General features: G+C 50.9%; 14 protein-coding genes, 1 tRNA gene and 3 pseudogenes. 3 read left to right on the top strand and 15 right to left on the bottom strand.

Features of this window, described 5'->3' with window-relative positions:
- Nucleotides 1–51: 51 nt before the first annotated feature.
- The 9 genes and pseudogenes from L6468_RS10715 to rlmN all read right to left on the bottom strand — a co-directional run bounded on the left by L6468_RS10715 (nucleotide 52) and on the right by rlmN (nucleotide 8,382).
- Complete coding sequence (locus L6468_RS10715) at nucleotides 52–2,547, bottom strand: NPCBM/NEW2 domain-containing protein (protein WP_237793226.1); 2,496 nt, start codon at nucleotides 2,545–2,547, stop codon at nucleotides 52–54.
- 137 nt (nucleotides 2,548–2,684) lie between these two features.
- Nucleotides 2,685–2,924, bottom strand: a pseudogene (locus L6468_RS10710) (aldo/keto reductase); the annotation flags it as partial.
- 156 nt (nucleotides 2,925–3,080) lie between these two features.
- Nucleotides 3,081–3,157: transfer RNA gene (locus L6468_RS10705), tRNA-His, on the bottom strand.
- Between the two features lie 78 nt (nucleotides 3,158–3,235).
- Complete coding sequence (gene secG / locus L6468_RS10700) at nucleotides 3,236–3,604, bottom strand: preprotein translocase subunit SecG (protein WP_091819096.1); 369 nt, start codon at nucleotides 3,602–3,604, stop codon at nucleotides 3,236–3,238.
- Nucleotides 3,605–3,619: 15 nt separating this feature from the next.
- The gene (locus tag L6468_RS10695) at nucleotides 3,620–4,405 is read right to left on the bottom strand and encodes a DUF8458 domain-containing protein (protein ID WP_237793225.1); all 786 of its coding nucleotides are present in this window, start codon (nucleotides 4,403–4,405) and stop codon (nucleotides 3,620–3,622) included.
- A 53-nt stretch (nucleotides 4,406–4,458) separates the two neighbouring features.
- Nucleotides 4,459–4,851: pseudogene (lptE, locus tag L6468_RS10690) on the bottom strand (LPS assembly lipoprotein LptE); the annotation flags it as partial.
- 93 nt (nucleotides 4,852–4,944) lie between these two features.
- A pseudogene (locus L6468_RS10685) lies at nucleotides 4,945–6,138 on the bottom strand (sigma-54 interaction domain-containing protein); the annotation flags it as partial.
- 58 nt (nucleotides 6,139–6,196) lie between these two features.
- Nucleotides 6,197–7,279 carry a 4-hydroxythreonine-4-phosphate dehydrogenase PdxA gene (gene pdxA, locus L6468_RS10680; protein WP_091819077.1) on the bottom strand — a complete coding sequence of 361 codons (1,083 nt, stop codon included), beginning with the start codon at nucleotides 7,277–7,279 and terminating at the stop codon, nucleotides 6,197–6,199.
- Between the two features lie 5 nt (nucleotides 7,280–7,284).
- A complete protein-coding gene (gene rlmN / locus L6468_RS10675; RefSeq protein WP_237793224.1) occupies nucleotides 7,285–8,382 on the bottom strand; it encodes a dual-specificity RNA methyltransferase RlmN in 1,098 nt (365 codons plus the stop codon).
- Nucleotides 8,383–8,533: 151 nt separating this feature from the next.
- Here rlmN and L6468_RS10670 point away from each other — a divergent pair, with 151 nt between their 5' ends.
- From L6468_RS10670 to L6468_RS10660, 3 genes are read left to right on the top strand one after another with little or no spacing between them, the layout of a single operon-like run.
- Nucleotides 8,534–12,166, top strand: coding sequence for a DUF4922 domain-containing protein (locus L6468_RS10670; protein ID WP_237793223.1), 3,633 nt, complete (start codon nucleotides 8,534–8,536; stop codon nucleotides 12,164–12,166).
- Nucleotides 12,167–12,186: 20 nt separating this feature from the next.
- Nucleotides 12,187–13,461: an MFS transporter gene (locus L6468_RS10665; protein ID WP_371836492.1), complete on the top strand. Its 1,275-nt coding sequence runs from the start codon at nucleotides 12,187–12,189 to the stop codon at nucleotides 13,459–13,461.
- A gap of 24 nt (nucleotides 13,462–13,485) precedes the next feature.
- Nucleotides 13,486–14,655 (top strand): MFS transporter, encoded by a 1,170-nt coding sequence (locus L6468_RS10660; protein ID WP_237793222.1) that lies wholly within the window; start codon nucleotides 13,486–13,488, stop codon nucleotides 14,653–14,655.
- A gap of 31 nt (nucleotides 14,656–14,686) precedes the next feature.
- On the opposite strand, the gene epsC is transcribed toward L6468_RS10660, so the two are convergent.
- The 6 genes from epsC to L6468_RS10630 all read right to left on the bottom strand — a co-directional run bounded on the left by epsC (nucleotide 14,687) and on the right by L6468_RS10630 (nucleotide 23,349).
- Nucleotides 14,687–15,601, bottom strand: coding sequence for a serine O-acetyltransferase EpsC (gene epsC, locus L6468_RS10655; protein ID WP_091819082.1), 915 nt, complete (start codon nucleotides 15,599–15,601; stop codon nucleotides 14,687–14,689).
- A 24-nt stretch (nucleotides 15,602–15,625) separates the two neighbouring features.
- On the bottom strand, nucleotides 15,626–17,818 hold the full coding sequence (locus L6468_RS10650) for a glutamine synthetase III family protein (protein WP_237793221.1): 2,193 nt from the start codon (nucleotides 17,816–17,818) through the stop codon (nucleotides 15,626–15,628).
- 129 nt (nucleotides 17,819–17,947) lie between these two features.
- Nucleotides 17,948–19,492, bottom strand: coding sequence for an AAA family ATPase (locus L6468_RS10645; protein ID WP_237793220.1), 1,545 nt, complete (start codon nucleotides 19,490–19,492; stop codon nucleotides 17,948–17,950).
- 622 nt (nucleotides 19,493–20,114) lie between these two features.
- Complete coding sequence (locus L6468_RS10640) at nucleotides 20,115–20,471, bottom strand: hypothetical protein (protein ID WP_237793219.1); 357 nt, start codon at nucleotides 20,469–20,471, stop codon at nucleotides 20,115–20,117.
- Between the two features lie 50 nt (nucleotides 20,472–20,521).
- Nucleotides 20,522–21,616, bottom strand: coding sequence for an alpha-amylase family glycosyl hydrolase (locus tag L6468_RS10635; protein ID WP_237793218.1), 1,095 nt, complete (start codon nucleotides 21,614–21,616; stop codon nucleotides 20,522–20,524).
- A gap of 38 nt (nucleotides 21,617–21,654) precedes the next feature.
- The gene (locus L6468_RS10630) at nucleotides 21,655–23,349 is read right to left on the bottom strand and encodes a hypothetical protein (protein ID WP_237793217.1); all 1,695 of its coding nucleotides are present in this window, start codon (nucleotides 23,347–23,349) and stop codon (nucleotides 21,655–21,657) included.
- Nucleotides 23,350–23,385 lie beyond the last annotated feature (36 nt).

The raw sequence follows: 23,385 nt of genomic DNA, 5'->3' as shown, positions 1-23,385 counted from the left end.
GCAATGTTGTGATATCTGTCTAATTCACTCCCTTACTCATATTCGTATTCATTATTTTACCCGTTTCTTTCCGTTTTGTATCTGTATTCCCTTCCAGTCAGCACTAACCCTTTGTCCTTGTAGGTTGTAGATTGAAGGTTGAAGGTTGAAGATTGAAGATTGAACTGCTGGGGTGGTTGGGTTGTTGATGCCCGTTGTAGCCTTGTTACCCAGACGGAACAGTTTTACGCCGTGGCTAGGCACGGTGGTGCTGAAGGAACCCGTGGCGGTGTCTAGGTCTTCGTCTGCCCAGATGTCGTGGACGGGAACGGACTCGGTGGCACCGTAACCAAGCTGCGTGAGGTCGAAGTCGTAAGTCTCTTTCTTGGTGACATAGAAGATGAACTCCATCGTGGTGCCGGCTGCTGAGCTGTTGTCGGTATCGCAGCTGGAATCGTAACCGCAGAGGGCGCGGAAGGTCTTCCATGAGTGTCCTGATGGCAGGTCGTAAATGAGGGTACACTGGGCGTTCATGCCGAGGCCCGTATCATATGACTGACCATCGACTTTGAGTGTGCCGCCCTCCACGTTCTTGTTTACATGCAGACTCCCCCACTCCGACTGGTAAGAAGTCTGTCTCAGCGTGGTCAGCGAGGTCTCGTTACCCTCAGCATCGATGAGCACGGGGTTGATGAGGTCGGCACGGTCGTAGGCAAAACCGTCGCCCCAGTTGCTCACCACAATCTTCAGTTGCTCAGCTCCTGTGATGTCGGTTTCCAAGGTCTTACTCTTCGTGCCTGTGCGACTGATGAGACCTGAGCGGGCAGCGGCATCGTCCTGTTCGTCGGTGAGCGGGTTCTGGGCGAACACCATGAAGCGGATGCTCGTCGTGGCTCCCTGCTGACCAATACCTGAGTCATCGGCAGCGGCCATAGCCTTGAAGCGCACCACGTCCATGTCTTCAGGTATCGTGAAGAAGATAGCGGCATTGGCATCGGTGGAGAAGCCGCAGTCGTAGGTGACGCCCATCACTTTCATCTTGCCGCCGTTGTCCACGTTCTTGTTCTCATACACGCGGTTGAAGTAGGACTTGGTGTATTGGCGGGTCTTGTAGGTGCCGGTGAGGGGAACCTCCGTACCATCGCGCAATACGAGCGTGGGGTTGATCCAGTCGCCATGGTCGTAGTTGTAGTTGTCTCCACCGTCGTCAACCACTAGCACGAGCGTCTTCTCGCCCTCGGGCCATTCAATATCTACATCCACCGCATGGCCGTCGGTGGTATAGGCCACCACCTCGCTCTTGTAGAGAGCCTTGTTGCCCATCACCCAGCGAGTGTTATCGCGCTGAAAGAGGGCCAGATAGCGGGTGTCACCGATGTGCGAGGTCCAAGCCACGCGACCGTTATCCTCATCATTCATCACCTGATGAGCATCTTCACCGTATTTGTGCATCTGGTGGTACTCCTCATTGTTCAGGAGCGAGAGGGTGAAGGCATCGTTCTTGGTCATTTCGCCACCGAAGAACAAGGGTGAGTGACAGATGCCCCAAAGGGTCATCATCGTCAGTTGCTCGTTCTGCGAGAGATTGGTCCAACGGCCATTGTCGGCTGCGGTATAGCCTGCATCACCGATGGTCATAGCAATCTGTCCCAGAGGCAGCATGTCGCAGTCGGCATAGTTGCCCGGACGGGTTACTGTTTCCCAGGCATGGGCTTCGTTGAAAACGGCATCCACGTCACTCCAGTTGTCCCACAAGTCATCCATCATGCGCCACATATTGGCATTCTCCAGACACTCTCCTGCATACTGGTACTGCGTCTTGCCAGGCGAGAGCGACAGCACGATGGGACGGTTTGTCTGGTCGATGGCCTTGCGGATCATGTGAATCTCATCGGTATAGAACGGACGCGAGAGGTCATCGATCTTCAGGAAATCCACGCCCCACTCGGCATAGAGGTCCATGATACTGTTATAATAGGTCTGTCCGGCCTCATTGTTCTTCACCAGCAGGTTGTCCTTCAGCCATGTACAGGGCGAGGTGGTGCCGTTATATACCTGACTCCAAGGCGTAGATTCGCTACCTTTCAGTTTGTATGTGCTGCCCATCACACTCTTAGGCACACCACGCATGATATGGATGCCGAACTTCAGACCCATGTCATGAATCTTCTGAGCCAGAGCCTTGAAGCCTTCGTTCTTTCCATCCACCATACACGACGGGAAGCGCGAAGGCGACGGCAGGTAGCGTCCGTACTCGTCGAGCACATAATCCTGATCGCCCCGCTGGTTGTAGTTGCCGCCGCCCAAGGACGGATGGTTACAATACCAACGGATGTCCACCACCACATATTCCCAGCCATATTTCACCAGGTCGTTATCAACTAAGTACTGCGCGTTCTGCAGCACCTCTTTCTCTGTCACCGAAGAGTAGTAGCAGTCCCACGAGTTCCAGCCCATCGGCGGTGTCATAGCCCAGGTGCGGAAGGTTGCCATTTCTTCTGTGTTCTGTGCCTGCGCCATGCCTAATGAGAGCAGCGCGGAAATGATAGTTAGTGTTAGTTGTTTCATTTTTTTTGATTAAATTAAAGTGTTTGTTAGCAGCCAAAACCACCAAGCGGTGTAATCGTAGTTTTCTGCCCGCAAATATACAAATAAAATCCCAAAGCAGATTGATTTTGCCTTGGGATTTATGAATATTTGGGATATTATCCGTAATTCTCAATTAAGTATTTCACGAACTGCGGGTCACCGAAATCTCTGGTTCCTGCATCGTGCTGATTCATCTTGGCAATCTGTGCCATTTCGTCGTCACTCAACGAGAAGTCAAAAATGTCGATATTCTGTGCCATGCGCTCTTGATGACTCGACTTGGGAATAGCTACGATGCCACGCTGGGTGAGCCAACGGAGGGCTACCTGAGCTGCTGTCTTATTGTACTTTGATCCTTGTTAGCAAAGAACGTAAGCGCATATGCTTACTCTAGAGAAGGTACTGCTTTAAGAAACATGGTAACTTGTATATTGGTAAGACCTATGACATAGAATCTCATGCACTGGAAATGTAAAAGTCCTGCAATCTCTCGGATTACAGGACTTTTTTCTTGGGGTGCCCGGACGGACTCGAACCGTCGACATTCAGAACCACAATCTGACGCTCTAACCAACTGAACTACGGGCACCATGTTGGTCGCTTCCTTAAAAGCGAGTGCAAAGGTACGCAATTTATTTGAATTGACCAAATAAATTGCGTACTTTTTTTAATTTTCTTTACCGGCAGGTGCTTCTGTTGCCTCTGGAGCTGCTGCAGGAGCCTCTTCAACGGGGCTGGCTTCCAAGCCGTTAGCATTAACTGGGCTGGTAGCAGTGTTTACCTCTACCTGATCAATCAGGTTGGTGCTCTGAGCCTTAGGAGCTACGTATGCACATGCTACGCTGACAACTACCATGAAGCCTGCGAGTGTCCAAGTAGCTTTCTCAATAAAGTCGGTGGTCTTACGTACACCACCAATCTGGTTGTAAGAGGCGAAGTTTGAAGCCAAACCACCACCCTTAGATTCCTGAATCAACACGATGCCTACCATGAGAATGGCAGCAATCACGATGAGGATGATTAAAAGAAAATAAATTCCCATTGTTGTTAATTATTTTTTGTTATTATTTATTATTAATTTCTGCAAGAAGCGTATTTGGTCTGCAAAGTAAACATTTTTTTTCGGATTATCCAAACTTAATTGCTGAATAATTTCTAAAGCTTTGGAATAATTGCCCTGTTTGATGTAAATTCTGGCAAAAGTTTCCGTAAAATACCCCTGTTGCACACCATTTTGCGTATCTGGCGTTGTATCGTCGAGTTCTGGCTTGAGGGTAGGGGTCTCTTTGAGCACTATCTTTCCCTTGTCATTATTTATGAAGGAATCGATGAGGCTGTGACCTATCAGTTGGGGTACCTCGGCAGCCTTCTCGCGATCCTCATCGCTTTCACTCTCAAGGAGATAGGCCACATAATCGACTGCGGCATCGGCTGGTGTAGGCTTGCGCTTACCTTTCTTCTGGGAGGTCTCCTCCTCTTCCTCCTTAGGCAGGGAATCGAGGAAGTCGTCAATCAGGGAGATAGTACGACTGTCGCGCTCCTCAGGTGTCTGGCGCTGGGCGCTGGATGCGGGGTGCTGGGCTTCAGATGACGGTACGGCCTTCACCATATAGTGGGCAGCCTCAATCATCTGGAAGAGTACCTTTCGGTCGGTGATATAGATAGCTGCACGGCGCAGTTCCTGGTCGAACGATGGATCGTGGAGCAGGTACAGGTTCTGCAGCATGAGCAGGCGTGCCGTCTGGAAGTATGGGTATAGTGCCAGCATAGAGCGCAACTCGTAAAGCGTGTCGCGGTCCATTCTCTCTGGGTGTTCTATGAGTTCTACTATATCCATATTTCTTGCGGTAGCAAATTTTTCACTTTTCACTCTTCACTTTACCCTTAAAATCACCAGTTGGCCACTGTGGCATTGAATATCTGGTCGGTGATTTCCTTGACCATCTGTGTGACCAGCTCTTCCTGCACGGCATTGAGCGACTGTGTGGTCTCGTAGGTAGAGGTGGCCGTAAACTGGCGCTCAAAGTCCTCGTCGTGCTTGGCGTTGTTGGTGAAACGCACGTTGACAGTCATCGACAGTTCCGTCTGTGCAGAATAGCCTTCAGAAGATACCGACTTGTTGCGCTGTTCGTAGCGTACAATCTCGCCCGATATCTGCAGGTCGCCATTACGCTTCACCTGAATGAGCTTGGTGTGGTTGGCATACTGATCCTTCAACTGGTTGTTGAAGATGCTGGCCATAGGTCCCCACACATAACTGGTGCGCAGGGGAAAGTCGGCAATCTGGATGGTCTTCGTCTTGTTGTAGTCGATGCTGGCACCGTTGAAGGTGTAGCACGACGACATGAAGAGTGTTGAGATGAAGAACACCAGCATCAGTCCGTATTGCTTCAGTCGGCGATAGAGCGTACGGTCGCTGATACCAAGTTCCTGTGCCGCCTTCTTTCGGTTGCCGTTGTTGCGCTCCAATGCCTTCTCCAGCATCTGACGACTCAGGTCATTGAGGTTCAGGTTCTCCTGCTCAGGCGTAGGCTCGATGTATTCCTCGGCCTCGGCGTCTTCGAGGATGGGGGAGATGGGGTTAATGGGCTGAATGGGGGTTATAGCAGGCGAGGGAGACGTCTTCACGTCTTCCATCTGCTTCTTCAACTGACTCATCTCGCGACGCATGTCGTTCACATTGCCGCGCAGTTCGAAAAGGATCTTATAGAGAATCTCGCGCTCATTCTCAAACGAGTGGTCGCTGTTGTTCTTGATAACAGCCAGCTGCGTCGTCTCCTGGTCCTGTGGGATGAAACGGGAGAGAATCTGGGGCGTGATGATACGCTCCTGACTGAGCACGGAAATCTGTTCGGTGATATTCTTCAGCTGACGTACGTTGCCCGGCCATTTATAGCGCATCAGCATCTGTTTGGCCTCGTCGGTCAGGGTGACGCGCTCCATATGGTATTTCTCTGCCATCTGCATGGCGAAGAGACGGAACAGCAGTACGATATCCTCACCGCGCTCGCGCAGGGCAGGCATCTGGATGGGGATACTGTTCAGACGGTAATAGAGGTCCTCACGGAAACGGCCTTCGCTGATGGCCTGTCGGATGTTGACATTCGTTGCCGCCACGATGCGTACGTCGGTCTTACGGATCTCCGTACCACCCACGGGGATATACTCGCCTGTCTCGAGCACACGAAGCAGACGGGCCTGCGTAGCCAGCGGCAGTTCGCCCACCTCATCAAGAAACAGCGTGCCCTTGTTGGCCACACCGAAATAACCTGGTGAGTCGTTGATGGCACCCGTATAGGAACCCTTCACATGACCAAAGAGTTCGGAGTCGATGGTGCCCTCGGGGATAGAACCGCAGTTGATGGCGAAATATTTCTCACGCTTACGTGGTGAGTTGTCGTGAATCACGCGTGGGATAATCTCCTTACCAACACCGCTCTCGCCAACGATGAGCACGCTCAGGTCGGTGGGCGCTACCTGAAGGGCGACGTCCAGAATATGGTTCAAAGCCTCGCAGTTGCCCACGATGTTGTACCTCTGTTTGATGCGTTGTAACTCAGCGTTGTTCATAATTGGCTGACAAAATTACATATTTTTTTTGAAACGGCTGCAAAAATGGCAGAAAAAATTATTCCTCGGGTTTCTTGTGGAAGCGTACCTTCTCGCTCTCGTCGCGACGCTCGTGGTAGAGCTTGGGCAGTGGATTCTCGTAGGGCTTGTCGTAGTTCTGACGGTTGCGCCATACGTCGATAGCCACGTAGATGGCGTTGCGAAGTGACTGCTCGTCGGTGATGTTCTTGCCTGCTGCGGCATAGTTGACACCGTGGGCAGGAGCCGTACGGATCAGGTCCAGACCAGTGGTGAAACGCACACCGTTCTCGTAGGCCACAGCCTTGAAGGGCGTCTGACCCTGGTCGTGATACATGGCCAGCACACCGTCGAAACGGTAGTAGGCGCTACGGCCAAAGAAATCGTCGGCAGCATAGGGACCGAATACCTGGATACCCTTCTCAGCCAGTTCGTTGATGGCAGGGGTGATCACGGTCTGCTCCTCATCGCCCAGCACGCCATCCTCACCGCAACGGGGATTCAGCGCCAGGACAGCGATACGGGGACTGCTGACACGCAGGTCGCGACGCAGTGCCTGATAGAAGATGGTGGCTTTCTCCACAATCTTCTGTTTGGTGATAGACTCCGCGATATCCTTGATAGCCACGTTGTTGGTTACCAGCGCCACGCGCAGGTCGTCATTGGTCAGGATGGTGAGTCCTTTCTTGCCATCATTGAGGGCATGCTCAATATAGTTGGTGTGACCATTGAAGCCCTTGATGCTGTTCTTGCTGACAGGTGCTGTGACCAGCACGTCAAACAAGCCGGCCTTGTAGTCCTCCAATGCCTTGTCGATAGCCACCTTGGCAGCCTCACCCGACTCAGGCGTAGAAGTACCCATCTCAATCTTCGTCTCGTCGTCAACAACAGCGAGCATATTCAGCTTGCCGTCCTGTGCATCCCTGGCATTCCTGATCACGGTAAAGGGCGTGTCGATGCTCAGTGTCTTGCCATGAAAAGCCGCAATCTTGGGCGATCCATAGACGATGGGCGTGCAGAGCTCCAGCATTGTGGGGTCGGCAAAGGTCTTCAATATGACTTCATAGCCTACGCCGTTGATGTCGCCGTGCGTAATGGCTACGCGAATTTTTCTCTCTTCCATAATATTTATTGTTTTTGATTTTTCTTCTTCTCTGTGCTCAGCAGACCGCAGGCTGCAAAGATGTCCTGTCCGCGACTGGCACGAATGGTGGTGAATACACCGTTGGCGGTGAGGTAGTCGCGCAACTGCTCCATCCTGCTGAGGTCGGCACCCGGCAGGTCAACATTGGGAATCTGGTGGAAGCGGATCAGGTTGACACGGCATTCCAGTCCCTTGACCAGACGGACAATCTCGCGACCATGTTCCAGGGTGTCGTTGAGGCCACTGAAACAGATATACTCAAACGAACAGCGGCGCTGGTGGGTGAAGTCATACTGCTTCAGCAGTTCCACCACCTCACTGATGTTCATGGCTTTCTCTGCTGGCATCAGCGACAGACGCTGCTCGTGCAGGGGCGAGTGCATGGAGATGGCTACGTGACACTGGCTCTCGTCGAGGAAACGCTTCAGTTTGTTCTTCACGCCCACGCTGCTCACCGTGATACGCTTGGGACTCCAGGCATAGCCGTCGGCTGCCGTCAGTATCTCTGTCGTCTTTAGCACGTTGTCCAAGTTGTCCATCGGCTCGCCCTGCCCCATGAATACCACGTTGGTCAGTAGGTCGCGCTCGGGTAGGGCGTAGATTTGATTCAAGATGTCGGCAGTAGAGAGGTTGCCTTCAAATCCCTGTTTACCAGTCTGACAGAACAGGCAGTTCATCTTACAGCCCACCTGACTGGACACGCAGAGCGTGGCACGGTCACCGTCGGGAATGAAAACCGTCTCGACGAATAAGCCGGAATGTCCGGAAATTCCGGAATCTCCGGAGTTTCCGGTCGTCACGACCGGGAACAGGTATTTGATGGTGCCATCCACGCTGCGCTGGCAGTCGATAGGCGGCATGGCGCCTACGCAATACTCATTGCTCAGACGTTCGCGGTTCTGCTTCGAGAGATTCGTCATCTCGTCGATGCTCATCACACCTTTCTCGTAGAGCCACTTGGCTATCTGTCCGCCGGTGAAGGCAGGCATGCCCAACTGCTGCGCCACCTGTTTCAGTTCCGCAGTCGTCAGACCCAGCAGTCTCTTTTTGCTTGTATTACTATCGTTGGCCGATTTTTCCATGTAAGGTGCAAAAGTACGAAAAAATGTTGAATTAGCAAAGTGTTTAATCTTTTTTATTATTGTATAGGCGCGATTCATAAAATAATAAGCACAAGTTTTTGCGAAATGCAGGGTTTTTATTATCTTTGCAGAAATTTTTTCTATTTACGGAATGAAAGAACACATAGATATATTCCTGCCTTGTACGGATGAGCGACAGGCAGAACAACTAAAGACGGAACTACTAACAAGCACGTTGGTACAGGATGTGTGGTTTGTTGACGGCATGCGCTCCAGCGAATCACTAAGTGAGATAGCCTCCCAGTCGGCATCACCCTATGTGGCCCTGGTGGTGAAGGATGCTTCGCTGCAACTGGGTCAGGGTGCCTTGGAACGTATGGTGCAGGTGGCCTCTGACAGTGGTGCCATGATGGTCTATGCCGACCATTACGAGAAGAAGGAGGTGGATGGTGAGTGGAAGACGGAAAAACACCCTGCCATCGACTACCAGTTGGGCTCTGTACGCGATGACTTTGATTTCGGCTCGTTGTGGCTGGTACGTGGCGACATGCTGCGCCAGTGGGCTCATGAGGCCACGGCGAAATATCAGTATGGCGGACTCTACGACCTGCGTCTCTACCTGAGTCGTCAGGGACAGATACTGCACCTGAATGAGTTGCTCTATACCGAGGTGGAGCGCGATACACGTGCTTCCGGCGAAAAGCAGTTTGACTACGTGAATCCTGCCAACCGTGAGGTGCAGATAGAGATGGAACAGGTGGCCACCCGCCATCTGGAGGCCATCAATGCCCTGGTGGATACCACCAGTCTGCAGACCGTGGATTTCGACGAGCAGCCCTTCGAGGTGGAGGTCTCAGTCATCATCCCTGTCTTTAACCGCGCCAAGACCATCGCCGATGCAGTGAAGAGTGCGCTGGAACAGGAGACGAAGTTCAAGTATAATGTCATCGTGGTGGATAATCACTCCACGGACGGCACGGGAGAGATTCTGTCGGGTATGTCGCTATGCCACAGCGACAAACTCCATGTAATCACTCCTGAGCGCACGGACCTGGGCATTGGTGGCTGTTGGAATATGGCGGTCAATGATACCCATTGCGGACGCTTTGCGGTGCAGTTGGACAGTGACGACCTCTATTCTTCGCCCAAGACGCTGCAGACCATCGTGGATGCTTTCTATAAGCAGAAGGCGGCGATGATTGTGGGCTCTTACAGGATGTGCGACTTCGACCTGAACACCCTGCCGCCGGGACTCATCGCCCATAAGGAGTGGACGGATGAGAACGGACCCAATAACGCCCTGCGTATCAATGGTCTGGGAGCACCGCGTGCTTTCTTCACGCCCCTGTTGCGCCAGGTGCAGTTGCCCAATACCAGTTATGGTGAGGACTACGCCATGGGCCTCTGGTTCTCGCGCAACTACCGCATCGGACGTATCTACGACGAGCTCTACCTCTGTCGCCGTTGGGGAGGCAATAGTGATGCCGCCCTCTCTGTGGACAAGGTCAATGCCAACAACCTGTACAAGGACCGTCTGCGCACCCTTGAGATCAAGGCACGCCAGACTAAGAACTCTCAACTCTCATCTCTCAACTCCCAGCTCTCACCTTTGGATCGCTATTTCGACCGTCAGCTGACGCTGTGGCCTGAGACGCGCAACCGCTATCGGGAACTGAGTCATGTGGAGACACGCGAGTTGAACGTGGGTACCTCTACGTTTGAGGTGCAGTTCAACCCCGCACGTATCTGTTCTACAGGTGCCACCATCACCAAGGAGGCCGTTGCAGCCCGTCCTTGTTTCCTGTGCAGGAAGAACCGTCCCGCACAGCAGTTGACGAAAATACAGGATGTGGATTATGAACTGCTGGTCAACCCATATCCCATCCTCCCCATGCATTTCACCATTCCTGCCCGCAGGCATCAGCCCCAGCAGATCCGTGGCATGTATGGCGAGATGATACAGTTGCTGGGTCATTATCCCGAACTGATGGTCTTCTATAACGGACCGCTCTGTGGTGCCTCGGCACCCGACCATGCCCATCTGCAGGCAGGTACCTCGGGTATCCTTCCCTTGCAGAAAGAGTGGCAGCGCCTGTCGCGCAACCTCACGGAAGTGGCCCGCCGCGGTGATGACGCCACGCTCAGTGTGGTCGAGGATTATCCCTGTGCCGCACTGGTGATCCGTGCACGCAGTCGCCGCAGCAGTGAACGTATGTTTGCCACGCTCTATCACGCCCTGCCTAAGTTGCCCGAACAGACGGAGCCCATGATGAATGTTGTGGCATGGCATGCTGAGGAAGAGTTTATCTCGGTGGTGTTCCCCAGGAGGAAGCACCGTCCCGACTGCTATTACAAGACTGGCGACGAACAGTTGCTGGTGAGTCCCGGTGCCCTGGATATGTCGGGCTACCTCATCACGCCGCGCCGTGAGGACTTCGACCGCATCACGCCCGAGATGGCTGAGGCTATCCTGAAGGAGTGCGCCCTCTCTGAGGAGGAGATGGAGGCACTGAAGGAGCGCCTGAAGAAGGATGTGGTCAATGTGAAGCGTCTGTCGAAGATGGGTGAGGAGCCACAGGTCTCCGTGGGTATCGTCAGCGGACAGAAGATTGTGTTCTGCCTGAATGGCGACTATGCCGCAAAGGGTGAGACCATCACGGGGCTCCAGACCGTGGAACTGGCTGAGGGCGGACTGCTCTGGCGTGGCCAGAACTATCGTGAGCTGCGCTTCCAACCTCAGGGCGACGAGGTGTCGTTCACGCTCCATGATGTCACCATCGGTGTAGGGTTCCACTGGGAACGACAGGAGAAACAGACCTTCCGCGGTACGTTGCGCTTGGTGGTCGAGGCTGATAAGGTGCTGGCTATCAACGAACTGCCTGTGGAGCAGTACCTGGAGAGTGTGATTTCCAGTGAGATGAGTGCCACCTCTTCGCCCGAACTGTTGAAGGCGCATGCCGTCATCTCCCGTTCGTGGTTGCTCTATCAGATCAAGAAACGTGCCGAGAGTGGCGAGCGCAAGGATAATAATTTCTTCTCGTTTGTGAAGAAGGAGGACGAGCTGCTTCGCTGGTACGACCGTGAGGACCATACCCTGTTTGATGTCTGTGCCGACGACCACTGTCAGCGCTATCAGGGTATCACCCGTGCCTCGTCGCCTGCTGTGGCCGAGGCTATCAAGGCTACCCGCGGACAGGTGCTGGTCTATGACAACGAACTCTGTGATGCCCGCTTCTCGAAATGCTGCGGTGGTCAGACGGAGGAGTTCCAGTATTGCTGGGAGAATATCAGGAAACCTTACCTGGTGTCGGTGAGCGACCCCTTCTGTCATACCTCCGACAAGCGTATCCTCTCGCAGGTGCTCAACGACTATGACCAGGAGACGCCCGACTTCTATGAGTGGCGTGTGGAATATACGCAGGAGGAACTCACCGAACTGGTGAACCGCAAGACGAAGCTCGACCTGGGTGATATCCTGGACCTGGTGCCGCTGGACCGTGGTGAGAGCGGACGTATCTGGCGCCTGCAGATTGTGGGCAGCAAGCGTTCCTTCATCATCGGTAAGGAACTCGAGATTCGTCGAGCCCTCAGTGAGACACATCTTTACAGCAGTGCCTTCAAGGTGGAGAAGCGCGATGGCCGTTTCATCCTCAAAGGTCGTGGATGGGGACACGGTGTAGGTCTCTGTCAGATTGGTGCCGCCGTGATGGGTGAGAAAGGTTATGATTACGATGATATCCTCTTATATTATTATAGAGGTGCAGAAATAAAGCAGGAATACTAAAAACAATAAATACTAATATGATGAATAAACGTAATCCCTGGGCGTGGATACCTACGCTCTATATGGCAGAAGGACTGCCAAATGTGATTGTGACATCTGTCGCTGTGGTGCTTTACATGCAGATGGGACTGACCGATGCCGAGATAGGTCTGTATACGGGTTGGCTGGGCCTGCCGTGGATTATCAAGCCCTTCTGGAGCCCGTTTGTCGACTTGTGTAAGACGAAGCGCTGGTGGGTACTGGCCATGCAGTTGCTGTTGGGCTCGTCCCTGGCAGGTATCGCCTTCACGCTCAACACGGACTTCTGGTTCCAGGGCACCATGTTCTGCTTCTTCCTGATGGCTTTCTCGAGTGCCACGCACGATATCGCCGCTGATGGCTATTACATGCTGGAGCTCGATGAACACCAGCAGGCGTGGTTCGTAGGTATCCGTAACACGTTCTACCGTCTGGCCGTCATCTTCGGCAATGGCGCGCTGGTACCCCTGGCGGGCTACCTGCAGACCCTCTATCCAGACCGGAACGCCTTTACCTGGAGCCTGGTGTTCTATGGCGTGGCAGCCCTGTTTATCGCCTTCTGGCTGTGGCATTGCTACCTGATGCCCAAGTCGGATGCCGATGTGCGCAATCACGTCACGGCCAAGGAAGTGGCCAGTGGCCTGCTGGATATGTTCAAGGTGTTCTTCACCCGTATGCCCTGGCGCGAACTGCTTTGCGCGGTGGTGTTCATCATGTTCTACCGTTTCCCCGAGGCGTTGCTCAATGCCATGAGCAAGACCTTCCTGACACGTTCGCAGGAGGATGGCGGACTGGGACTGTCGCTGGCCGAGTATGGTATCAGCTATGGCACCGTGGGACTCATCGGCCTGTTGCTGGGCGGTATCGTCGGTGGCTGGCTGGCCAGTCGCGACGGACTGAAGCGCTGGCTGTGGCCTATGGTATGTGCCATCACCCTGCCCGATGTGGTCTATGTCTATATGAGTTATGCCATGCCCGATAACATGGTGCTGGTCAGCTCGTGCATCTTCATCGAACAGTTTGGCTATGGCCTTGGCTTCACGGCGCTCACCCTCTATATGCTCTATTTCAGCATGGGTCCGTTCAAGACCTCGTTCTACGCTATCTGCACGGGTCTCTCGTACCTGGGCCTGCAGGTACCGGCCATGTTCTCCGGTTTCCTGAAGGATGCGGTGGGCTATCAGACCTTCTTCCTGATTGTCATGGCGCTGTGTGGCGTCACCTTCCTGGTGGCCTGGTTCGTGAAGATTGACCCTGAATTTGGTAAAAAGAAATAAGACGTGATGAGCAATCGGGGCAGAATGACACCATGGCTATCCTCTTTGTATTTCGCAAAGGGGATGCCACGTGTTGTCATCTTTGTCATCACCTTGCTGATGCTGCGTCAGATGGGACTGGATATGAGAACCTGTCTGTGTGGTGTGTCAGTCATGTATCTGCCCTGGGTGCTGAAGGTGTGGTGGAAACCATGGGTGGGCAAGGCGATGAACTATCGTCAGTGGATTTTGCTGACGCAGTTTCTATTAGCGGCGGCATTCGGTTTCTTGGCCTGTTCGCTGTCTGTCGAAAGTGTTATGTGGGGCCTGCTGGTACTTATTTCATGGCTTACTGCCCTGCATAATGTTGCTGCCGACGAGTTCTCGCGCTCGCATCCCTTAGCTCCTCATCATTCCATTGTTCAGGAACTGTTCCGTAAATTCGCCCTGGTCATTGGTCAGGGCGTGTTGCTGGTTGTGGCTGGCAATCTGCAGATATTCTATCGTTATGATATGCTCTATGCCTGGCGGGTACTCTTTTATTTTCTGTCGGGTTTCTTCATGTTCCTTTTCATCTGGCATGTATGGACACTGCCGGGTGCGCGCCGCACTGACGAGGAACAGGGGCATTCTCTGCCCGAGAGGCAGCATGGCTGGTATCGTGCAGTATTCTTTCTGCTCTTCTATACCTTCTCACAGACCATGGTGGGCAAGGTGAGCATCCTGTTCCTGATAGACACCTTCCGCAATGGCGGTGTGGGCCTGTCGCCCCAGGAGTTTGGCTTCGTGATGGGTATCGTGGGTATCGTGGCCCTGACCTTTGGTGGCTTCCTGGGCAGGAAGGCTGTCCGTCGTTTCGGACTCTACCATTGCCTGATGCCCATGACGCTCTGCATGCTGATACCCTGCGTGGTCTATGTGGCCCTCAGCTACTGGCAACCCGAGGACCTGCTGCTGGTGGGCGCCGGCGTACTGGTAGACCAGTTGGCCTACGGACTGGGCTTCGCCGCCTACCTGTCCTACCTGAAGCTCACCCACTACCGCGAGTGCGGCAAGTCGCTCATGGCTCTCTCATTGCTGTTAGGATGCTTGGTTTCTGGTCCGCTGGTGTATGCGTTGGGCTATAACGCTTTCTTTGTTTTGTCGCTAGCGCTCTCGTTCCTAACGATACTCTCATCCTTGATGTTAAGAAAGCATATAACTCTTAACTCTTAATTCTCAATTCTCAATTCTCAATTCTCAATTCTCAAATCCCCAGTCCTCCCTGGAACGACAGGTCCACGGCCTTGCTCTGCTGGATGCGGGAGTAGGGTGGTACGTCGTTTGTTACCCAGATGTTACCACCGATGATAGAATGATGGCCAATGGTGATACGTCCAAGGATTGAGGCGTTGGAATACACGGTGACATGATCCTCGATAATCGGGTGACGTGGGATGTTCAGCATGTTGCCGTTCTCGTCGTAGCGGAAACTCTTGGCACCCAAAGTCACACCCTGATACAGCGTCACGTGGTTGCCGATGATGGCTGTCTCACCAATCACCACACCCGTGCCGTGGTCTATGGCGAAGTATTCGCCAATCTTGGCACCCGGGTGGATATCGATACCCGTCCTCGAGTGAGCCTGCTCCGTGATGATACGGGGAATGACGGGCACCTCCATCAGGTGCAGCACATGAGCAATGCGGTAGTGCGTCATCGTGTTCATCACGGGATAGCAGTATATCACCTCACCATAGTTGGTGGCGGCGGGGTCACTCTGGAACATCGCCTCCACATCCGTATAGAGCAGGCGCTTCACTTCGGGTAGTTGGTCTATGAACTGTAGGGCCAGGTCTTCTGCCGAACGGAGTATCTGCTCCTCGGAACAGTCACAGTCCTCACAAAACTGCATGCCGCGTGCTATCTGGCGCTTCAGCAGGTTGTAGAGCTCGTCCATGCTCACGCCAATATGGTAAGAACGCATCTTCTCGTCGCTCTGACGCTTGTGGAAATAGTCGGTGAAGATGATGTCCTTACACAGACTCACAATACGTCTTACCTCTTCTACACTTGGCATCGGAGCCGTACCTGCGGGCATCATGTCACGCTCGCGTTCCGATAGCTTTGACAGTTTGGCTACGTTTCTCTGTAGCACCTCGTTCAGCTTGTCCTGTTCCATCTGTGTCAGTCTGTTTGGGTTGTCTTATCTGATAAACAGCAGTTCGCGATATTTGGGCAGTGTCCACAGGCCGTCCTCCACGATCAGTTCCAGTTTGTCGATCTCCTTGCGGATAGCCTCCATGTGGGGACAAACGGTGTCGTGATACTGGATGGCGCGCTCGTGGATATCCTCGATGCGGTTGGCCACACGACGGGCATCTGTCAGTTCCTCAACCAACTGCTCTATTCTCTCCGTACGCTCTGCAATCTCCTCGATGAGCTTCATGTTGCGGGTAGACAGGCGTTCGGCACGCTCTGCGGGGAATACCTCCTTCATGCCCTGAACGTTCTTAATGAGCTTGCTCTGATAGTGGGTAGCCACAGGGATGATGTGGTTCATGGCCAGGTCGCCCAGCACACGTGCCTCGATCTGCACCGTCTTCACATACATCTCCCATTTCACCTCGTTGCGGGCCTCCAGCTCCTTCTTGTTCATCACCTTCGTGCTCTCAAACATCTTGATGCTTGAGTCGTCGAGGTAGTGCTCAAAAATCACGGGGCACGATTTCTCTACATCCAGTCCGCGCTTGGCAGCTTCCTTAACCCATTCCTCAGAGTAACCGTTGCCGTCGAAGCGGATGGGCTTACAGGTCTTCACATCGTCCTTCAGTACCTCGAGCAGTGCCTGGATCTTGTCCTCGCCTTTGGCGATCTTGGCATCAACGCGCTCCTTGAAAGAATTCAGTGCCTCTGCCATCGCTGCGTTCAGGGCTATCATGGCACTGGCGCAGTTCACGCTCGAACCCGGTGCACGGAACTCGAAGCGGTTGCCGGTGAAGGCGAAGGGTGATGTGCGGTTACGGTCGGTATTATCCACCACGAGGTCAGGAATCTGTGGAATGTCAATCTCCATGCCCTGCTTGCCCTTCAGGTTGAAGAGCTCGTTGGTCTCTGATGTCTCGATATGGTTCAGCACCTCAGTGAGCTGAGTGCCAAGGAACGAGCTGATGATGGCAGGAGGTGCCTCGTTGCCACCCAGACGGTGGGCATTCGTGGCACTCATGATGCTGGCCTTCAGCAGACCGTTGTGATGATATACGGCCATCAGCGTCTCCACGATGAAGGTGATGAAACGCAGGTTCTCTTCAGGTGTGGTGCCAGGTGCGTGGAGCAGCACGCCATTGTCGGCACTGAGACTCCAGTTGCAGTGCTTACCACTACCGTTGATGCCGTCGAAGGGTTTTTCGTGGAGCAACACGCGGAAACCGTGCTTGCGGGCCACCTTCTTCATCAGACTCATCAGCAGCATGTTGTGGTCCACGGCCAGGTTGCACTCCTCAAAGATAGGAGCCAACTCAAACTGGTTGGGTGCCACCTCGTTGTGACGTGTCTTCACGGGGATAGCCAGTTCCAACGACTGTATCTCGAGGTCCTTCATGAAGGCCTGCACACGGTCGGGGATGGTACCAAAGTAGTGGTCGTCCATCTGCTGGTTCTTTGCACTCTCGTGACCCATCAGCGTACGACCCGTCATCAGCAGGTCAGGACGGGCAGAGTAGAGACCCTCGTCCACGAGGAAATACTCCTGTTCCCAACCCAGGTTCACCTGCACCTTGGTCACGTCGTCATAGAAATACTGGCAAACATCCTTAGCGGCCTTGTTCACGGCGTGGATAGCACGGAGCAGGGGAGCCTTGTAGTCCAGGGCCTCACCCGTATAGGCGATAAAGATGGTGGGGATACACAGCGTGTCGTCGATGATAAACACGGGCGATGTGGGATCCCAGGCTGAGTAGCCGCGTGCCTCGAAGGTGTTACGGATGCCACCGTTGGGGAATGAACTGGCGTCGGGCTCCTGTTGAACCAGCAGCTTGCCACTGAATTTCTCTATCATGCCACCTTTGCCGTCGTGCTCTACGAAGGCATCGTGCTTCTCGGCAGTACCCTCTGTCAGGGGCTGGAACCAGTGTGTGTAGTGCGTCACGCCCATCTCCTGTGCCCATTGTTTCATGCCTGCAGCCACTGCGTCGGCTATCGAGCGGTCCAGTCGGGCACCGTTGTCCATCACGTCAATCATCTTGTCGTAGATGTCCTTTGGCAGGTATTTGTACATCTTCTGACGATTGAAAACATACTTGCCAAAATACTCAGAAGGGCGCTCTGAGGGCGCCTTCACATCGAGGGCGTGCTTCTTAAACGCCTCTTCTACTACCTGAAATCTTAAGTTGTTTGCCATTGCCTTCTCTAAAATTTAGGTGCAAAGGTACGATTAAGTGAGTAAAAAACCAAATTTATTTGGATTTTTTCGAGCGTAAGTACCTTCGACCGTAGGTCAGAGGTAGTGCTTTTAGTAGCCCTACGCCCCTCACCGGCTGATGGCAAAGCCGATGGAGGGACGTGGTTTGGGCACTTCTATCTGACAGATATCATCAGGGGTGAGCAGGCGGAGCATACCTTTCTCCGTGGGACGCTCCCTGACGCAGCGCTTGGCATGCTGGATATAGATACGGTCCAGCAGGTTGCCTATAAAACGGGCATTACCCCATGTCTGTGGGTCGCGCTGCTGATAGGCCTCCGCCAGCACGTCGCGGTATTTGTCCCACGCCTCGGGGGTAAACTCATATTCGTACTCCCTCACGCGCCTGCGGGTAATCTCCAGCAGTTCCTCGATGGAGAAATCCGTAAACTCAAACTTGTTGGGAAAGCGCGACTGCAATCCGGGGTTGCTGTCCAGCAGTTTCTGCATCGGTTCCTTATACCCGCATAGCACCACGGCAATGTCGCGCTGCGTCTCGTCGGCCAGGATGTTCATCAGCAACTGTATCACCAGCTTGCCCGGGTCCGTCTCGTGCTTGCCGTTCAGAAGGTAGGCCTCGTCAATCATCAGCACGCCGCCCTTTGCCATCTCCAGCACCTGGTTCATGGAGCGCTCCTCGTCGCCCCACAGCGTACCGATAAACGTGCCGCGGTCGCACATCACCACATGCCCCTTCGACAGTGCCCCCGCCTGATGGAGCAGTGAGCCGAATATCTTGCAGACGGTGGTCTTACCTGTGCCCGGTCTGCCCAGGAACACGCTGTGGAGCGACACCTCGTGCTGCTTACTCATGGGGAACGACTTCTGCATCATCTTGTTGTATTGCGTCAGCGCCACCAGCTCGTCCATCCTCCGCTTGATGTCCTCGCAACCCACCAGCTTCTCCAGTTCCCTTCGCGGATTGGGAATCGGACGCAGTATCTTCACCTTCACACTCAGGTTCAGGTTCTGCTCTATCTCGCCCGAGGGGAATGTGATGTCTTCGTCCTCGTCGTCATCCTCATCCTCATCCTCCTTATCCCCTGTTACAGCGTCGTTCATGTCGTAGTCGTCATCCTCCTCGTCCACCTCGTCCTCCTCATTGCCCATAGGCACATACAGGTCGTTGAACGGGTTCGTGGCATCCTCCACCAGCACCTTGCCGTACGGCATACGGTCCTCGTAGAGCTTCACCCTGCGGCGCTTCAGGTTCGTCATCTTGTCAAACACCTTGATCTCGGCAAACTCCTCATCGAGGGGCGACAAAGCGGGCTCTTTTATCGTCTTTCCCGTGAGTACCACGCCAAACAGGCTCACATAGTGGCGGCTATTCTCCAGACGCGTCTCTATGATGTTGAGCACCGCCTTCACACGCGCCTCAGGCCCCGTCTTCTCCTCCCTGCCACTGGTATCCAGCAGCACCACCACCAGGTTGTGGTTAGAGGCATAGACAAATAGTCTGTCGTTGGCAACCTCCGGACAGAAGTCCTTCAGTTCCTTAGAGTATATATCCGATTCTGTGGCCAGTTCATCCATGTATTGCCAAATGGTCTCTCTTGTCTGTTTCTGAAAACCGTAGATAAGTCTCCTTATTCCAATCAAAAAATTATTCATCCTATAAACATCTTTAAAAACAACCAAAAATCACATTAGAATGCCCTTAGCAAAAGGGGCGCAAGAGTCTTCAGACAAATGCCCAGCGGGCATCCGTCCTTACTATCATAGAGTTTTCTTCTCAGAGTTCTCTATCACATCACACACAATTGTAACAATAAGTCAAAGAACGCTGCGGTTAAGCGAGAACAGAAGGAAACTCGTTTCCTATCTGTCGAGCGTGAGCAGTGTCGACCTTATTAGGTCAGCGCGCAAGCCGAACGCAAAGCGAAAGCTCGCTTTCAGGCTTTGCTGAGGCGCCGCCAATCTTCGGGGTGAAGCCTCAAAGACCGCACACTACCCCCTGCCGATTCCCAGTCAAAGTGTTACCTTCGTCTCAGAACCGCTCGGCAAAAAGATGTTTCCTTAATCCTTCCTTTCATTGTTACAATTGTTTTGTTTGTGATAGTTTAATGATTTCGGGGACAAAAGTAGATATTAATTTTCATATCACCAAGAAAAACTCTGATATTTTTATCAAAATTGTCTATCAGCTTGATGATAGACTTATGGCGTAATAAAAGAATAAAGGACACTCGAACCAATTCGGGTGTCCTTTATCAAACAAGATTTATATCCGCTACTAATAATTGGGGAAATTATCTAATGCTTCATCAATTGCTTGGGCATACGATTTGCCTTCATCATTTTTTTCCTTTAGTAAAGCAAATTTCTTTTCAAGTAAATTAGTTCTCTGCTTATTCTTACGATCTTCAACATCGTAATCTCTTTTGCATGTTTCTGAAACCCCATAGAAAACTAAATCAAGAAATTTCCATAGAATAACCCCTCCTACGATAATCGCTGTTACCCAGATAATCATGTTGCAGATTATTTCTAAATTCTGACTCTTTTCTTGAATAGCCATTGCATCATTTGCACAGATACACTTAACCACATTCAAACTGTCTTGACAGCATTGTAATAGGATTGTAATCATATCAAAAGTAATTAATTGTTTATATTTAGTTAGTTCTTTCTTGCATCAAATTACCACTTCATAGGTTCACGAACAATGAGGTCAGCATATGGCTCAGCATTAAAAATCGAATGATCATTATTCATTCCGCACTCAGTACCATAATAAAACGCATATTCCTTTCCTGTTTTCTCTAATAGTGCCAAAGCTTCCGCTAATAGCGTCTTGTCACCATTACAATAGAATAGGAATCGATTTGTATCGTGATTATCTATAAAAGGTATCACTTGGAAGGATTCTGACGGATAGCGCGAAAAATGTTTGGCTAATTTACGATTCAATTTGTCATTATTATCCAAGCGCCTACCTGCTTTTACCTCATCGATAAGAATCTGTTGGAATGTAAAATCCAGAACAGCATCCAAACAGTCATAATAGTCCAACTGCATCGTTTCTTGGTTAAAGCCAAAAAGCCAGCAGGAACATTTACGCCAGAAAGAGCGGAAACGCAAAGTATTATAATAGCGACGTTGGATATTGAACGGCCACACTTCTCCCAAGACGATTGTATTCGGATTCAGCTCATGCATCCTCTTGCGGAAAGATTTGAGAAATTCCATAGGAATACCCAGTGCATGATCTATTCTGAAGCCATCTATACCAATAGAAGACAAATGCTCACCCACTTTTATGAAATAATCTTTTGTTGCAGGATTATCCAAATTAAATTTTACCAGTTCCTGATACCCCAGGAAATGTAAGCAATCTGGCGACGTCTCATTCTTAAAATAAAACCAGTCCCTATACTTGCTTGTAAAAGGATTATCGACTGCATCCAAGAAGAATGGATGTTCTACATGACAATGATTTGGGACAAAATCTGCAATGACACGAATATTCTTCTGATGTGCAGTATTAATCAAATCAGACAAATCAGACCATGTTCCGAAATGAGGATCCACCTCTTCGTAATCAATGGTATGATAGCCGTGATAGGCTGCGTTCTTGAAGAACGGCGAAAGCCATATAGACGTTGCACCAAGAGATTTTATATAATCCAGTTTATCTTTAATGCCCTGCAAAGTACCTCCTAAGTATGCATTGGCATTTTGAGGTGGAATAGTCCATCCTCCATTAAAACGGTCTATTAATATCTGATATATCATATGTATATTTCTTTATGCTAAAAACAAAAATAATCATCTCAATATTGCCTTTTCTTTTTACGCTTATCCAAAAGATTTTTCTGCACAACGATACATGTTATTATTGGTGCAGCCAACGCAACAACAAGTATTCCAATCGTCCAATCCATACCAGCAGCGAATAATGAATTGCCACCTTCAACGCCTAATGCAAGAACGGCAATGATTAATGCAGAGATGGAAATGATAGCTGTGATATATGTAAGATTCATGATTTTCTGATTCTGCACATTATTTGCTTCTCGCATGTAGCTCTCACGAAGGGCATGCAACTCTGCAGGAATACCAAATTGAGAATAGATGCAATCTTCGATATTTTTTATAACATCTAAAGACATGGAATGCTGTTGCAGGGCAAATGCCAATCTGTTGTATTTTTCTTCATCTGTAAATGAGTTGCCTTCATACATTTCCTTAACTTTTGCCAGCACCATTTCTTTATAGATTGCTTTTAGATAAGCATTCAACACCAAAGATTGTACACCAGGCACACAGGGACGCAATTGGACATACTCTTCATAAAAACCTGATTCAGGCGATTCCGTATAGGGTTTAAACCATGTCTTTGAGAATTCATTATAGGCCTCTGTTTTATCTCCTAGTTTCTTACCTCCATTGGATTGTGTCTCTTTTGATAGTTCTTTTTCAGGGAGTTCCCTTTTGTATTCCTCACCATCATATTGATTAATAATAAGAGCATTATGACCTAAGAAGAAAGCTGTTGTATATCGTCTCGACGACCAATGATTATCTTTGAACGCCTGTCTTAATTCTCCATTCGATACATAGCGCCAACCTTCATCACTCGTCAGTAGACCATAGACTTGCCTCCTATAGTCCATCAAGAACCTACCAATTGGTTCAAAAATAATTGATTTTTCAGACGAATCTGGTGAGTCTTTCAAATCATTCAGTTCCATAATGGTGTATCTGAACGCGACATCACCACCATTCTTTATCTCCAAAGCATACATTAAATCTTTGAAGATTGCGCCTGCCCATTCATAGATGGAGATATTCTGCTCTCCATTGATAGTACACTTTAATCTACTCTTATAAAAAAGATGTTTTATAAAGATAAAACTGTCAAGGTCGTTTTCTTCCAAAGATTCTATTCCTGCCTTTTGAACAGATGCTAAAGAGATGTTGAACAACAGATATCCTCCCTCACCACCAGTAGCATTTGTAAGAAGGAGTAAAGCATCTATATCGAACTCAAAGAATTTTTCTTCCTTTTGACTGATCTCATAACGTACACGATATGTTCCCAGGTATATTTCAAGACGAGGAATACCCTGTGACTGATCGTCATGAAACTTACGGCAAACAGAAAAACAATGACAAAGATTTCTGCCTTTATATGAGTTGCAATTCGTTTTTACCTTTCCATAATGACAGGTGTGAACAACCTTGCCTTTTTTATCTCGTTCAGTTGCTCCAAAGAATGCATTTGCGGCATTCGGAAATGCCTTGCTAATGATTGCAACTAATTTATCATTATAGTATTCATATTGTTCACGATCATCATCTGGCCTTATTTTAGCAAAAAGGTCTTTACACACGTTCGTTTCTTTCTTGTTATCGGTAGTGAATGAAAACGGGATGATGAAGGCAAGATAGCCATCTTTGGCATAAAACTGTTTCACCGATTGTGCCATAATAATTCTAAGTTTGGTGTCTGCAAAGATAGACATTTATTTTTAATTAGCAATATCTTCCGCAGGCATTTT

Origin of the sequence: Prevotella communis (genome assembly GCF_022024115.1) — a bacterium.
In the GTDB taxonomy this organism is placed as follows: Bacteria; Bacteroidota; Bacteroidia; order Bacteroidales; family Bacteroidaceae; genus Prevotella; species Prevotella communis.
This window is presented reverse-complemented; position numbering and strand designations above follow the sequence as displayed.